The 14,509-nt window shown below is 47.2% G+C and carries 10 protein-coding genes; 7 read left to right on the top strand and 3 right to left on the bottom strand.

Annotated elements, in window-relative coordinates; translation table 11 throughout:
- The first annotated feature begins 18 nt into the window (after window positions 1-18).
- From BMX95_RS18545 to BMX95_RS18515, 7 genes are all read left to right on the top strand, one after another.
- Window positions 19-906 carry a helix-turn-helix transcriptional regulator gene (locus tag BMX95_RS18545; protein ID WP_081202545.1) on the top strand — a complete coding sequence of 296 codons (888 nt, stop codon included), beginning with the start codon at window positions 19-21 and terminating at the stop codon, window positions 904-906.
- A gap of 11 nt (window positions 907-917) precedes the next feature.
- Complete coding sequence (locus tag BMX95_RS18540; protein ID WP_081202546.1) at window positions 918-2,516, top strand: gluconokinase; 1,599 nt, start codon at window positions 918-920, stop codon at window positions 2,514-2,516.
- 95 nt (window positions 2,517-2,611) lie between these two features.
- Entirely contained in the window at window positions 2,612-3,535 is a 924-nt protein-coding gene (locus BMX95_RS18535; RefSeq protein WP_081202547.1) for an RraA family protein, read from the top strand.
- A 112-nt stretch (window positions 3,536-3,647) separates the two neighbouring features.
- Entirely contained in the window at window positions 3,648-5,123 is a 1,476-nt protein-coding gene (locus BMX95_RS18530) for a mandelate racemase/muconate lactonizing enzyme family protein (protein WP_081202548.1), read from the top strand.
- 29 nt (window positions 5,124-5,152) lie between these two features.
- On the top strand, window positions 5,153-6,229 hold the full coding sequence (locus BMX95_RS18525) for a bile acid:sodium symporter family protein (RefSeq protein WP_081202549.1): 1,077 nt from the start codon (window positions 5,153-5,155) through the stop codon (window positions 6,227-6,229).
- A 175-nt stretch (window positions 6,230-6,404) separates the two neighbouring features.
- On the top strand, window positions 6,405-7,343 hold the full coding sequence (locus BMX95_RS18520; RefSeq protein WP_081202550.1) for an RraA family protein: 939 nt from the start codon (window positions 6,405-6,407) through the stop codon (window positions 7,341-7,343).
- Between the two features lie 200 nt (window positions 7,344-7,543).
- Entirely contained in the window at window positions 7,544-8,815 is a 1,272-nt protein-coding gene (locus tag BMX95_RS18515) for a mandelate racemase/muconate lactonizing enzyme family protein (protein WP_081202551.1), read from the top strand.
- A gap of 71 nt (window positions 8,816-8,886) precedes the next feature.
- Here the strand turns inward: BMX95_RS18515 and BMX95_RS18510 are convergent, their stop codons facing one another.
- Genes BMX95_RS18510 through BMX95_RS18500 form a run of 3 tightly spaced genes read right to left on the bottom strand, consistent with a single transcriptional unit; the run spans window position 8,887 to window position 14,392 of the window.
- Window positions 8,887-9,966 carry a phytase gene (locus BMX95_RS18510; protein WP_081202552.1) on the bottom strand — a complete coding sequence of 360 codons (1,080 nt, stop codon included), beginning with the start codon at window positions 9,964-9,966 and terminating at the stop codon, window positions 8,887-8,889.
- Between the two features lie 6 nt (window positions 9,967-9,972).
- Window positions 9,973-11,592: an Ig-like domain-containing protein gene (locus BMX95_RS18505; RefSeq protein ID WP_081202553.1), complete on the bottom strand. Its 1,620-nt coding sequence runs from the start codon at window positions 11,590-11,592 to the stop codon at window positions 9,973-9,975.
- 10 nt (window positions 11,593-11,602) lie between these two features.
- The gene (locus tag BMX95_RS18500; RefSeq protein WP_081202554.1) at window positions 11,603-14,392 is read right to left on the bottom strand and encodes a TonB-dependent receptor; all 2,790 of its coding nucleotides are present in this window, start codon (window positions 14,390-14,392) and stop codon (window positions 11,603-11,605) included.
- Between the last annotated feature and the right edge of the window lie 117 nt (window positions 14,393-14,509).

Below are 14,509 nucleotides of genomic sequence, written 5' to 3'. Positions count from 1 at the left end.
CTAAGTACATAAAGCCATATGAATCAATTCGTGCTACAACATGGTAAATCGGCAGAACTGCTTTTGTTCCCGCATATCCAGGAGCTGGGCATAAAGAAGAATGGCTCTATACAGCTCAACGCATTTTTCACCACTTTAACAGAAGGTTTACGCATCTATTATATAATAGAAGGGCGGTTCGAATGGCGCATCAATCACCAGTCATATATATATTATCCTGGCGATGTGGCGCTGATACTGCCCGGTACGCCCTTTGGCAGCGACAATGGCGTGCTGGAGATCGGTTCCTATACCTGGATCCAGCTGGCCCTGCACCGGCTCGATAACGGGCATATACAGCCTGGTAAGTGGAGCGGCCTGTCTGAAAGCGAAGCAGCCGCTATTGGCAAAACCCTGTTGTTGAACAGTTTGCCGGTTTTATCGCGGTTCAGTGAAGTGGGCAAGATCCTTAAATGCATTCATGCCGAATTGTTTGGCAACGAAGTGGGCTACCAGGCAAGCATCAATCACCAGCTGGATGAACTGTTGATACAGGTGGCCCGTAAAATGACCAAACAAAGTCATGCCAACCGCGACTTCCCAAAAACATTTATGCACCTGGAGGAGGTGTTGCGCCAGGACCTGGCGCATCAATGGACTGTGGAAGAAATGGCCGCCCTGGTGGGCATGGGTACTACCTTGTTCACCGAAAAGGTGAAAAGTTATTCGGGTTTTTCACCCATCAATTACCTGATCAATATTCGCATATCCGAGGCCATCAAACTATTAAAACGGCCGGATATAACCGTGACCGACATAGCGCTGGATACGGGGTTCTATTCCTCGCAACATTTTTCCACCACGTTTAAAAAGCTGACCGGCTACCGGCCCAGTGAGTTTAGAAAAAACCATTTGCGTAATAAATAACTATTATAAACATGAAATGCATCATTACAATTGAGTTAGGAACAAATGGGGTGCGGGTATTTGCCTTCAACCTCAGCGGCCGCGTCATCGGTTCGATGAAGGGTTATTTTCCTACATTTCATACAGAACCCGACCACAGCGAGCAGGACCCGGAACAGATATTTATTACCACGCTGTATGTGCTGAAGAATTTATTGAATGAATACATACCTCCGAAAAAATATACGGTAGCCTGCATTTGTTTCAGCGCGTCCATGCACAGCGTGCTGGCAGTTGATAAATACGGCAATCCGCTTGGCAATGCCATTACCTGGGCCGATAACCGGGCCAAAAAAGAAGCGCAGGAATTGCGTTGCTCCCCGCTGGGAAAAAGCCTGTATGCCGCTACGGGCACCCCCATACATCCCATGTCGCCACTGGTTAAAATAGCGTGGATGAAAAACCGTGATAAAGATCGTTTCCGGCTGGCCAGTAAATTCCTGTCCATAAAAAGCTATATCATTCATCAATTGACCGGTGAATACAAAATGGATTACAGCATTGCCTCGGCTACCGGTTTGTTGAATATTCATACCGTTACCTGGGAGGCAGATGCCCTGCAATATGCCGGCATTACAGCTGCACGTCTGCCCGATGTGGCTCCTGTTTTCACTTCTGCCGGCAAACTAAAAAAAGCCTATCAGCAATCGCTGCGATTGCCACCCGAAACAAAGATCTTACTGGGCTCCAGTGACGGTTGTCTGGCAACCCTGGGTGATGGCGTGAAAGGCATTGGTAAAGCCACCATCACCATTGAAGACAGCGGCGCTGTACGCGTAATGGGCCCCACCGTGTTGAAAGATGAACAAATGCGTTTCTTCAACTACCTGCTTACCGATGATTGTTACGTCTCCGGCGGACCAACCAACAATGGCGGAAATATTTTTGAATGGTTCAGCCGCCAGTTTGGAGAGTTCACCAATCCCTTTGATATGGAGAACAGTTTACAACAACTCATTGAAGAAGCTTCCAAGGTGCCCCGGGGATCGGATGGGTTGTTGTTCCTGCCTTATTTATTGGGTGAACGCGCGCCTATCTGGAATGCCAATGCGCGGGGTATGTATTTTGGGCTGAACATCAAACATGAACGCAAACATTTTATCCGCGCAACCATAGAAGGGATCCTGTACGAAATATATAGTATTGGTAAAACGCTGGGTGAACAACGGAATATAAAAAGCCTGTCGGTGAATGGCAGTTTTGGTACCATTCCTTTTTGTACGCAAATGATCGCCGATATGTTCAATAAACCTGTTCGGGTTCGGCAACAATACCACAGCGTAAGTTTTGGCGCCTATTTGTTAAGCGCTACGGAAATGGGTATTTATAAATCACTTGATGAAGCAGCCCAAACCGTTGAATTGCCCGATGTATACAAACCGAATAAACAACACCATGCGGTATATGCGGATTACTTTACTATTTATGAAAAGTTGAGCGTAAAGCTGGCGGAGGAGTTTGAGGCGATTAGTTCTTTACAACAGAAGTACGTTATTACAGAGGCTCCGGCAAAAGAAAGTAAAGTTAGAGGAAATAAGAAGGTGAAGCAGGAGGTAAAAAGTAAGAGGTAAGAATTAAGAGGTAAGAAGTAAGACAGAGATTTCGAAAATAGGGTTCTTCCTACTTCTTACGTCCTACATCGGAAACTAATAAAACGAAATGCTATATGAATAAATGTTGTCTTTTATTATTAAGTCTGATTCTAAGTACAAACCTCCGCGCCCAGCAAATTACATTGACCCCGGAACAGATAAAAGCGCTCACTCCCGAGTGGAAGGGCGAACGTTCTGCCGATGGGCGGCCACATGTGTCTGACAAATTACTGCAGCGCCTGAAAGCGGTGCACCTCGAAGAAGCCTGGGGCATTTTACGCAACAAAGGATTTATGAACCAGTTCGAAGGGGACTGGATGGTATTGGAAGATGATTCCGCCATGACCGGCCGGGCTGTTACGGCTCAATACTGGCCCCTGCGCCCCGATGTAGATAAACTCGTAAAAGACAAAGGAAAAAGCGAAGGCCGTATTGGCGCGCCCAACTCCTGGCCAATCGATGTACTAAAGAATGGCGATATCTATGTAGCCGATAGTTATGGAAAGGTGGTGGATGGTACGCTGATCGGTGATAACCTGGGCAATGCCATTTACGCCAAATCCGGCCGCGGGGTGATCTTCTATGGCTCCGTACGCGATATGGAAGGACTGGGAGATATAAAAGGCTTCAATGCCTGGATCAAAGGCTACGATCCTTCTTATATCCAACAGATGATGCTGGGCGGTATCAATGTGCCGGTCCGGATTGGCCGGGCTACGGTTTTGCCTGGTGATGCCATCTTAGCAAAAAAAGGCGGTGTTGTTTTTATTCCTGCGCACCTGTTGGAAGAAGTGGTGCTGAATGCCGAGTTTATTTCCCTGCGTGACCAGTTTGGCCATCAGCGTTTACGCGAAGGAAAATACACTCCGGGACAAATAGACACGCAATGGACCGATGCCATTAAACAGGATTTTCTGAAATGGCTGGATGCGAATGCTGATAAGTTGCCAATGACCCGGCAGGAGTTGGATCAGTTTATGAAAGATCGTACCTGGTGATTAAGGAAGTAAGAAGTATGAAGACAGAAGTATGAAGATCTCCTATTTCCTACCTCTTACTTCCTATTTCGGCCTCATAGAGGAAACAATACTACAATTAAAAAATAAAACTATGACACCATCTCAGCAGTTTCTAACCAAACTCGGTTTAAAGGACCCGCAACCGGAAGCGGATAATAAAGATAATGGAGAGGCGCACAACAGCCGGCGTTCGTTTTTAAAACGATCCACACTGGGTGGTATTGCGCTTGGCGGCGCCAGCGCTTTGTGGCCCATTGAAGAGATCCTGGCGAAAACCACGCAAAAGGTCAGTCGTTATTCCAATCCAAGTGAATTAAAGATCACCGATATGCGGTATTGTATTATCCAAAACGTGGGCCGTACGCCGATCATTCGCATCGATACCAACCAGGGCATTTATGGGTTGGGTGAAGTTCGTGATGGCGCCGATGAACGGTATGCGTTGATGTTGAAAAGCCGCATCCTGGGCCAGAATCCCTGTAACGTAGAGATGTTGTTCAAAACGGTCCGCCAGTTTGGTGGACATGCCCGGCAGGGTGGTGGTGTTTGTGCGGTGGAGATGGCCCTGTGGGATCTGTGCGGCAAAGCTTACAATGTTCCGGTATGGCAATTGTTAGGCGGCCGGTATCGCGATAAAGTAAGGATGTATGCCGATACGCCGGAAGCACCCACTTTCGATGAATTCAAAGCCAGGATCAAACACCGCCTGGAAGAACAGGGAATGACCTGGCTGAAGATGGATATTTCCATTGGGGAAGTTAAAAATAATGAAGGCGCATTGGTGAACAGCAAATACTGGGGCAGCAACCTGGCGCAGTGGAACGGTGGTTATATGGATTACGCCAATACCAAACATCCCTTCACCGCCATTCAGATCACCGAAAAAGGACTGGACGGTATGGCGCAGATCGTAAGCGATGTGCGTTCGGTAGTCGGTTACGAGATCCCTATTTCGAGTGACCATTACGGACACTTCGATCTGAACAATGCCATTCGCTGGGGTAAGAAAGTAGAGCCCTTCCGCCTGGCCTGGCTGGAAGATATGGTTCCCTGGGAGTTTACCGATCAATACAGAAAAATGGCCGATGCATTGGAAACACCTGTATTGACCGGTGAAGATATTTACCTGCTAAACGGGTTCAAACCATTGATAGATGCCGGTGCGGTTGATATTGTACATCCCGATCTGGCTACAGCCGGCGGTATTCTGGAAACAAAACGGATTGGTGATTATGCAGAGGAAAAAGGCGTGGCCATGGCCATGCATTTTGCCGGCAGTCCGGTTTCGTTTATGGCCAATGTGCATTGCGCTGCTGCCACGCAAAACTTCCTGGCGCTGGAACACCACTCCCTTGACAATGACTGGTGGGCAGGTCTGGTAAAAACTACTGATGGTCGCAAGCTATTCGAAAAAGGGTATGCGAATGTGCCGCTGATGACACCGGGTTTGGGCATTGAGCTGGTGGAAGAAGAGATCAAAAAACACCTGATCCCCACTAATAAAACCTATTTCGCGCCAACTCCTGACTGGAATGATGTGCGTTCGCACGACAGGCTGTGGAGCTGATGCCATTCGCAAACCCATAAAACCGCTACATGAAACGACCTGCTATTTTATATGGATTGTCTGCTGTTTTTTTGATCGTGTATCTCATCATGACGCTGCTGCATCAGGGGCGCTGGTGCGGCTGGTTGTTGCTGTGGTTCTTTATCTTTCTGGCCATGGCATTCCGGTATCATCCATTATTAAAAGGGCTTTCTTTCACCCTGGTGATTATGGCGGTGGTGAGTTTGGCCATGTATTATCCGCAGTATTTTAAAACCATCGGCGACTTTAAACTGTCGACCCTGATCATTCCGCTATTACAACTCATCATGTTTGGTATGGGAACGGAATTGAGTTTGAAAGATTTTGCCAATGTGGTTCGTATGCCTAAAGGCATCATTGTGGGGGTGGTTTGTCATTATATGATTATGCCGTTGGTGGGGTTTACACTCGCCAGCCTGTTCAATTTTCCCAATGAAATTGCCGCCGGTATTATACTGGTGGGTTGTTGCCCCAGCGGATTAGCCTCCAATGTTATGTGTTACCTCGCAAAAGGTAACCTCGCGTTATCGGTATCAGTTACCACCATCTCTACCATGCTCGCCCCCTTTTTAACGCCCTTGTTGATGCGCTTGCTGGGCGGCAGTTTTGTGGTTATCGATTTCTGGAGCATGGCCTGGGATATTACCAAGATCGTGATCATTCCGGTTGCTGCGGGGCTCGCCTTTCATTACCTCGTTCGGGGCAAATTCAAATGGCTCGACAAAGCCATGCCGCTGGTATCGATGGCAGGTATTGCCCTGATCCTGGTTGTAATTACTGCTGCCGGCCGGGATAACCTGTTACAGGTTGGTATTTTATTACTGATAGCCACTATCCTTCATAACGTGCTGGGATATGTTCTGGGGTACTGGTCGGCCCGCCTGTTGCAGTTTCATGAACGCGATTGCCGCACCATTGCCCTGGAAGTAGGTATGCAGAACGCCGGACTTGCTTCGGGTCTTGCATTGGCAATGGGTAAGCTGGCTACTGCCGGTCTGGCCCCTGCTATTTTTGGACCGGTAATGAATATCTCAGGCTCTTCATTGGCCAGTTGGTGGCATAACCATCCGCCTAAATCAAGTTGAAAGTTCAAAGTTTAAAGTTTAAAGTTCCGGGTTTCAAGGTCTTAGTTCTTTGTTCTTTGTTTTCTTCGCCCGCCGAAGCCTTGGCATAGGAGGGCTGCGCAGAAGTGTATTTCTTTCAACTTTAAACTTTCAACATTAAACCTGTATTTGCTTTTAGCAGTATTAAAATTCACATATGAAAAAGAATAGCTTAATAATATTACTAATTCTCCTGTACACCACCTGTTTCTCTCAACAGATCTCCCAGGATCAATTGATTGCACTAACACCCGAATGGAAAGGGGAAAGGTTTGTCGATGGAAGGCCGAAGGTGCCCGACAGCATTCTCGATCGCATGAAGCTGGTAACGTTGGAGGAAGCCTGGGCGGTGTTACGGAATGAGAATTACAAACATCAATATGATGGTGAATGGAAAACGATCAACCCCGACAGTGTGCTGGTAGGCCGTGCCGTCACCGCTATCTTTATGCCGGGTCGTCCCGATATCCATCGCGTAATAGACAAATTCGGGGTGCGTGATAAACGGGTGAAATCGCAAAACTCCTGGCCTATCGATCTGCTGGTAAAGCGGGATGTGTATGTGGTTGATCAGTTCGATGCTTATGAAGATGGTCCTACCATAGGCGATAACCTGGGCAATTCGATATTTGCCAAAACTGGGAATGGAATTGTTTATGATGGCGCCATTCGCGACATAAAAGGATTAAAAGAGATCGGTTCCTTCACTTCGTTTTTTCGCAGTTATCATCCTTCCCATCACCTGAATAATCCGGATGGAGAATTGAATACTACATTGGTTGGCATCAATACACCTACCCGTATAGGTAAGGCAACCGTAATGCCGGGTGATGTGGTGCTGGGCCGTGATGGCGGCGTGGTCTTTATTCCTCCACACCTCGCTGAAAAAGTAGTAAAGACTTCAGAGATCGTTCGATTGCGTGATCTGTTCGGGCATCAGCGATTGCGCGAAGGAAAATATACCCCGGGACAGATCGATACCCGCTGGAGCGACGAAATAGAAAAGGATTTCTCCAAATGGCTCAATGAGCATATCAATGAGTTGCCGGTTTCTAAAAGTCAGATCCAGGAGTTCTTAAAAGGAAGGACGTGGTAAAGATACCGTTGCAGGTTTCAGGATACAGGTTTCAGGTTACAAGATACAAGTTTCAGGTTACCAGTTTCCGGTTACCGGGAAATACAAAAAACAATCAGACTTCTGCAATATGAACCCCGGCAACCGGGACCTGGCAACCGGTAACTGATTCTCGACTTATCGTTCGCCATTCACTTGTACGATTTCATAAAATAAAGAAAATGACCACAAATAATTCAAGACGATCGTTTATAACAAAGGCTGCCATAGCGGCCGCTATGTCGCCATTAGCCACCTTTGGCCGTGGATACGAACAGGCCGTGGACAAAACGCCAAAAGCGTCGCCGCCCGCGAATCTGAAGATCACCGATATAAAGTGCGGATTTATCAGGGGAAGCCTGTTTGTAAAAATATATACCAACCAGGATCTCTGGGGCTGTGGGGAAGGTGTGGATGCCATTCCCGGCACATATCACCTGGTAAAAAATTTCGGGGAACGGATAAAAGGGAAGAGTCCGTTGAATGTGCACCGCCTGTTTGAAGATATTCGCAAGTCAGGTTTTTTTCAGGGTGCACAGGCTGGCATGTATGTGGCGGTTTTATCGGCCATAGAAACTGCCTTGTGGGACCTGGCGGGGAAAGCATTGCAGTTACCGGTGTATCAGTTGCTGGGAGGTAAGTTTCGCGATAAGGTGCGTGTGTATTGCGATACAGCTTTGTATCAGCAGAACCTGCCAACACCGGCAGATTTTGCCGAGGCGGCAAAAAAGGCAAAATCAATGGGGTTTAATGCCATCAAGTTCGATCTTGATCAGGCGAACGATCCTAATAAATACGACCGGTATAACTGGACGGCCAGTCCGGCCGAACTGCAACGCATGTACGATCAATTGTCCGCAGCCAGGGAAGCAGTAGGGCCAACAATCGATATCTGTGCCGATATGCATGGGCGGTACGATGCGGTGACCGGCCATGCCATTGCAAAAAGACTGGAGTCCCTGAACCTGATGTGGCTTGAAGAACCGGTGCCTGCTGAAAATGTGGAAGCTTATAAACTGATCTCCGATTCAACCAGTACGCCCATTTGTGTGGGTGAGAACCAGTACCTGGCTTACGGCTTCAGAAGAATGCTGGAGATTGGTGCGGTTGATATTGTTATGCCCGATCTGCAGAAATGCGGTGGGTTGGGCGAGGGGCAGCGCATTGCCAACCTGGCCAATTTATATTATGTACCCTTTGCGCCGCATATGGTGGCATCGTTCCTGGGTGCTATGGCTTCAGCGCATGTATGCGCATCCGTGCCCAATTTTATGATCCTGGAATGGCAGTCTTATTTTCATACCCAGCCCATGTTTAAGGAAATTGTCACTTATGATGGGGAGTGGGTGAACAACAGTTTTATAACGGTGTCGGAGAAACCGGGTATTGGCGTAGAGATCAATGAAGCAGGCATGAAGAAGTATGCATTACCGGGGATGCCGTTTTTTGAATGAAGTAGAGAAATAAAAAAAGGAACACAAAGCACTGGCCTTGTGTTCCTTTTTTCAATACGAAAGGCTTCTGATCATGGGATTGCTGACAACTCAGTTCCCGCAATATCCTCCCACTTATACAAATGGAACGTTCTGTCAGTGCTCATCGCCACAAATAACCCTTTAGGGAAATTGGTACCCAATGGCAGGGCAACCACTTCCGATCCATCACTTTGTCTTGCACGAACGTTAACCGTTTTCAGCAAGGGATGATCATAAGGAGTTGATTTTCCTTCCCGGCTAAATATCCGGAATCGGTTGGCGCCCTGATCCGATACCAGGATATAACCGGTTGAATCTGTTAGCGGGTAAATGGAAATACCTTCATGATCGGCTGAAAATCCACTGGTACCAAAGATCGACAGTTGCTCGTTTCCTTTATCAGCATCGGCATAGTACTGTTTTACCCCCACGCCTTCATCCGAATAATACACATACCCCAGTGCATCATCTACAGCAATGGCTTCAATTTCTTTTTTACCACTGAAGCTGCCGAATTTCCGAACCAGGCTTGCTTTAACATGCCCTGTTCCATCATCTTCCAGCAGATATTGCCCCAGGTAACCTTCTGGCGGGCCTGTCTTTCTGCCTACAAATGCGAATACCTTTCCCGATTTGTCGCGATACAGAGCGATCCCCATCAGGTCCCGGAATTCCGGCTGATCATCACCAACGAACATGTCGAGCCCGCCGTTATCAACCGCTTTCATGTCTGGCAGCGTAAATACGCGCAGCTTATGGGTAAACCGTTCCGTAACCACGGCGATATCAACCGGTTTGCCATTCAACAGCAGTGAATATTCGATATCAACATTATTGGGGCGCTTCAGACCTTTTACGGTTTTCTCCTTTATGATCTTTCCGGTGAGGTCAAATACATATACCGCTCCGTTGATGTCTTTGTCGGTGCCAATGATCAGGCTTTGGGATGGGGCTTGCCGGTTGACCCATACAGCCGGATCATCCGAATCATACGCCACCTTCTCTGTAATGAACAGCGGTTTTACTTCCCTTTGATCCGGCTTGGCAGCTAATGTTGATGCCGTTTGCTGTGTATGACATGAGAACACTGTAAGTATTAAAACACCTGCAACCCATTTGTCTCTTTTCATCCAATATTATTTTGTACCAAATGCTCCGATATACGCGGCAGGTACAGGTGATTTATAAGTTTTACCATTCACTGAAATACCGGTAGTGCTGAAGTAGGGCGTAAAATCAGTTTTGCCGCCCGTTAGTGCCGGAGATCCCGCTTTCAGGTGAAAATCCCAACTGGTATTATAGGTAAAGTTTAATAAAGGGTCTGTAGCAAACGGATAGTTCTCAAAATTGGGGTTCTTATCGTTTACGGCTGTGCCTGCAATATCGTTAGCAGAATATACAGCGTCGCTCACCCCTGCTTTAAAACCGTCGTAGGCAGTGATGGTTCCATTTGTGATATGCTGCGGAACGGTGCTTTGCTGGGGACCAGACGCATAAAAGTTATTGTTCATCTTACTGTTCAGGTCCGGGCCAGTAGTACCGTTGACACCCCAACCGGGCGCTTTGGCACGGAACATACTATTTACGATCAGGTTATTGTAAACGTTGATCAAACAACCAGCTTCACCCCAGATAGAGCCACCCTTGGGTTTATTGGGATCCCTTCTCCAACCGGCATTGATGATGGTATTGTTGTAAGCATTGATCTGAGCCTGGAAGCGCGCACCACCATCTGCACCTGAATTGGACAATTTGAAACCATTGGTATTGGGGCTATACATCAGGTTGTAAGCTGCGTCTACTTTGCAGCCTGCTTTCACGTTGATGGCTTCTCCACCTGCTTCGCCGACGGCATAAAAAGTGTTATTGATGAAAATACAACTTCCGCCCTGCACATAGATCGCATCTTCACCGGTATTGCGGAATACACTGTTCTTTACTACATATTTTCCCTGCGGGTTGTTAGTATTGAAGGCCACCATACCTTCACCACCGCCTGCTTTAAATAAACCGGCAACAACAGATGGCGAGGTAGCAGTAGTTACTGCACCGGTGTACTCTACGATGGCATTGTCTAATATGATCTCACTGCAGGTACCTGAGCCAATGATGCCGCCCCATAAGCGTTTAAAGGTATTAGCCGCTGTTCTTTCTGCAGCTGATACCGAAATAAGCACCGGAGAAGTGGGCGTGCCCTGAACATACAGATTGCCATTTACGATCATTTCGATCTTGGTATTGTTGGGGTCCTGTCCGGCAGTGTTTACAATCACTTCCACCCCTTCTTCAATGGTGAGGGTTTTCCCGGCCGGAATGCTGATCTGCCCGGTTACATTCACTACGGAATATTTTGACCAGACACCTTCTACTGCACCAGACACGCTTTTGGCATCGTTCTGAACAACGGTCACTGCACAGGTAGCTTTTTCATTCCCGTTTTCCGTAGTAACGGTAATGGTAGCGCTTCCGGGCTTAACGGCCGTTACAACGCCATTTCCATCAACCTTGGCAATAGTACTGTCAGAGGATACCCAACTTACATTTTTGTTACTCGCATCTTCCGGGAAGATGGTGTAAGCGAGGGTCTCTGTGGCGCTGGGTTTAAGGGTCAGCGAAGTTTTGGTAAGGGTGATACCCCGTACTGATTTATCGCCTGATTCCTTTTTACAGGCGGTTGTTACCAATAATAAAAAGGCGGCAAGAACAAGCATGAATCTGGATGACATGTTGTTCACCTTAAAAACGGTTGTTTCCATTGTATATAAATTAAAATTTGAATCGGCATCCGATAATCAGGGTCTGGCCGTACTGATCTTTTCTGGTCATGGTTCCATTCCTGAAGCTTTCATATCCCGCTGCATTGTTGTTTACGGGGTTTGATTTTTTGATGTACAATTTCACCGGAGTGTTCAACAGGTTGGTGGCTTTCAGAAAGAGCACGTACCTTTTTGATAATTTTTTTTCTGCAGAAAGATCGAGTTGTACGAATCCTCCCTGCCACAGATCGTTGTCGAGATATCTTGAAACAGCATAGAGCCTGTCGCCGGTATAGGCCAGCGAGATTTGCCCGTCGAATCCTTGTTTGATACTTTTGTAAAGCAGGGTGAAGTTGGCTACATGTGCTGCCTGGCCCGTCAACCTTCTGGTTTGATCTACATTTTTCAGCAATACCTTATCGGTTGCCTGAGGATCAGGATTGTTGTAATAGTAGAGTTTAGGAGTGGTGATGGACGAATTGGTATAAGTATAGTTCAACTTGATCCCGAATGAATAGATGTATTTGGTGAAATCAAGCTCAGCGCCATAGTTGGTGGCATTCCCATAGTTATTCGGCATGTAAAAAGAGCCTTGTCCCTGCAACACCATCCCATATTCAATAGGATCTTTGATCTTTTTGTAGAATGCTCCTATCATTAGCTGCTCTGTACGGTTAGGGAACATTTCGTAACGCACATCAATATTATCTGCTACGGTGTGCTTCAGCTCAGGATTACCGGCTTCTACAAATTCTTCATTGATGATGCGATACGGTACGATCTCAAAAAATCCCGGACGGTTGATGGCTTTATAATAGGAGGCTCTGATGCTTTTTGCCGGCGTCAGTTTCAGTTTAAAATGCAGAGCGGGAAGTACATCTGTATAGTTTTGTTCGCTTTCATTTTTTACGCCTGCTGTGGGGAATTTGAGCAGGTAACTTTGGTTGGTATGCTCCAGCCTGGCGCCTGCCAGTACTTCGAATTTCCCGGTAGTGATCTTGCCCTGCAGATAACCTGCAGCAACTTTTTCGGCGGCATCGTAGTTCAGGGGATTTCCTACGGAACCATTAGGCGTAAAAACCATGAATTTGATATCACTGAATTTTGTCCAGTCAGTACCTTCTATCAGGTTGTTTTGTTGACCGACAGGTTTGGATTCATCGAGCGGCCGGAAGTCGTACTGGTTAAAAAAGTTTGCCCTTTGTTTATCCCGGTACATACCACCAGCAGCTATAACCGGCGAAAACGGCTTGTTATTTAGGTGATAACTGATATTGAGGTAGCCGGCTTTGTCTTCATCTGTATTGTGTTCCCATCTTCTTTCGGCACCTCCCAGGGTAACTACCGACCGGGGATTTTCAACATTGTTTTTGACTGTTGTAACCAGGTGTACAGATGCATTATCCGGTACTTCGTTCGTGGCTTTCGAATACACAGCCGACCAGTCGGCCACTAGCTTATTTCCCAAAAAATGATGAATTCCTTTTAATGTGCTGTTGACAATTTGCTGATGCGTGAAGCGAAGACGTGTATCGTATGACAGGTTATAACTTCCTTCGGCAGGGTTATAGCCGATGGAGAAATCAGTTTTTCGTTCCTCCCGCACCTGTGCATTAGTGAAGTCGAGCAGGGCATTGTACCATTGGAGCTGGTGGTTGGGAGAAAAGCGGTAATCCAGTCTGGCATGGACACCGGCCCGTACTTGTTCTTCTGAGAATTGCCGGTCGTTCACGGCTGTCAGCACCGGAAGATTGGAGGCATCGCTGGTAGCTGTTGTATAGGGAAAATCTGTACTGTTGCTACCTCTCAGGCTGTTCTGGTAAGTGCCGGCTACCAGCACGCCCAGTTTGTTTTTGAGAAATCGCTGACCAGCAGAAACACCCGCATAGATATTCGGCCTGAACGATGCGTCTTTGGGGTTCAGGTAATCGGGATTAAAATCCCTGGGTTTTGCAGGATAGGCGCTTCCCAGGACCTCATAAGGAGATTTGGATTCCCGGAGTCCTTTATTGTATGTACGAAATGGCCTGTCGAAGAATAGGGTATTGACGCCGGTTGCAATATTGGCCGATAGCTGCAGTTTTTCGGGAGCGTCTTTCATGACCAGGTTCACGGCTCCACCGATGCCATCTCCTTCCATATCGGGGGTAAGGGATTTGGATACTTCCAGCCTTTCCAGCATTTCGGCCGGAAAAATATCAAGCGGCACGAAGCGGTTTTTATTATCCGGACTGGGAATTTTTACTCCATTGATCAATGTGTAATTATAGCGCTTGTCCATTCCCCTTAGCAAAGCATACTGTCCGTCGCCGGTATTGTTCCTTTCTACTGTAATGCCTGAAACCCGTTGGATCACATTAGCAACAGTAAGGTCGGGGGAAATTTCAATGGTTCTGGCAGACACGATATTCATGACATTACTGGCGACCCTTTCCCGGTTCCGGGCATTGCCATCCCCGTTTTTTGAACCGGTTACGGTGACCTCGCCCAGGGCTGTTCTCGCGGTTTTGAGTTCAATATCAACTGTCAGTTGCGCCTTGTCAATCCTGATCAGTTTTGATTCGCTATGAAAACCAACCATGGAAACAATCAGCGTGTATTCCCCCGCAGGAATGTCTTTGATAGCAAAACTTCCGTCGAGACCTGAAACTGCCTGGTATTTAGTTCCTTCAATCCGGATCACAGCGCCGGTTATCAGGTCGCCGGTTTCTTCAGAAAGGATCGTTCCCCTGATCAAATTGGCCATACCGGAAAAAGAAACCAGGAGCAGTGAAACAAGTACTGGGAAGATTTTTTGCATATAATATTTTCTACCCGGCAAAAATGTGCAAACGGGCAGCTGGATCGCAAGAATGGCCGTAAACAAAAAGTGAACAGCTGTTTTTTGAGCGTAAACTACCTGGCAACAACTGTTAAC

This window comes from Niastella yeongjuensis (genome assembly GCF_900110245.1).
Classification (GTDB): Bacteria; Bacteroidota; Bacteroidia; order Chitinophagales; family Chitinophagaceae; genus Niastella; species Niastella yeongjuensis.
The sequence above is the reverse complement of the archived record's forward strand: the minus strand, read 5'-3'. Positions and strand labels throughout refer to the sequence as shown.

What these genes read in the sequence shown, in the direction of transcription:
- BMX95_RS18530 (WP_081202548.1), top strand. Translation starts at nt 3,648, where the DNA reads ATGACACCATCTCAGCAGTTTCTAACCAAACTCGGTTTAAAGGACCCG.
- BMX95_RS18500 (WP_081202554.1), bottom strand. Translation starts at nt 14,392, where the DNA reads ATGCAAAAAATCTTCCCAGTACTTGTTTCACTGCTCCTGGTTTCTTTT.
- BMX95_RS18525 (WP_081202549.1), top strand. Translation starts at nt 5,153, where the DNA reads ATGAAACGACCTGCTATTTTATATGGATTGTCTGCTGTTTTTTTGATC.
- BMX95_RS18540 (WP_081202546.1), top strand. Translation starts at nt 918, where the DNA reads ATGAAATGCATCATTACAATTGAGTTAGGAACAAATGGGGTGCGGGTA.
- BMX95_RS18520 (WP_081202550.1), top strand. Translation starts at nt 6,405, where the DNA reads ATGAAAAAGAATAGCTTAATAATATTACTAATTCTCCTGTACACCACC.
- BMX95_RS18545 (WP_081202545.1), top strand. Translation starts at nt 19, where the DNA reads ATGAATCAATTCGTGCTACAACATGGTAAATCGGCAGAACTGCTTTTG.
- BMX95_RS18510 (WP_081202552.1), bottom strand. Translation starts at nt 9,966, where the DNA reads ATGAAAAGAGACAAATGGGTTGCAGGTGTTTTAATACTTACAGTGTTC.
- BMX95_RS18535 (WP_081202547.1), top strand. Translation starts at nt 2,612, where the DNA reads ATGAATAAATGTTGTCTTTTATTATTAAGTCTGATTCTAAGTACAAAC.
- BMX95_RS18505 (WP_081202553.1), bottom strand. Translation starts at nt 11,592, where the DNA reads ATGGAAACAACCGTTTTTAAGGTGAACAACATGTCATCCAGATTCATG.
- BMX95_RS18515 (WP_081202551.1), top strand. Translation starts at nt 7,544, where the DNA reads ATGACCACAAATAATTCAAGACGATCGTTTATAACAAAGGCTGCCATA.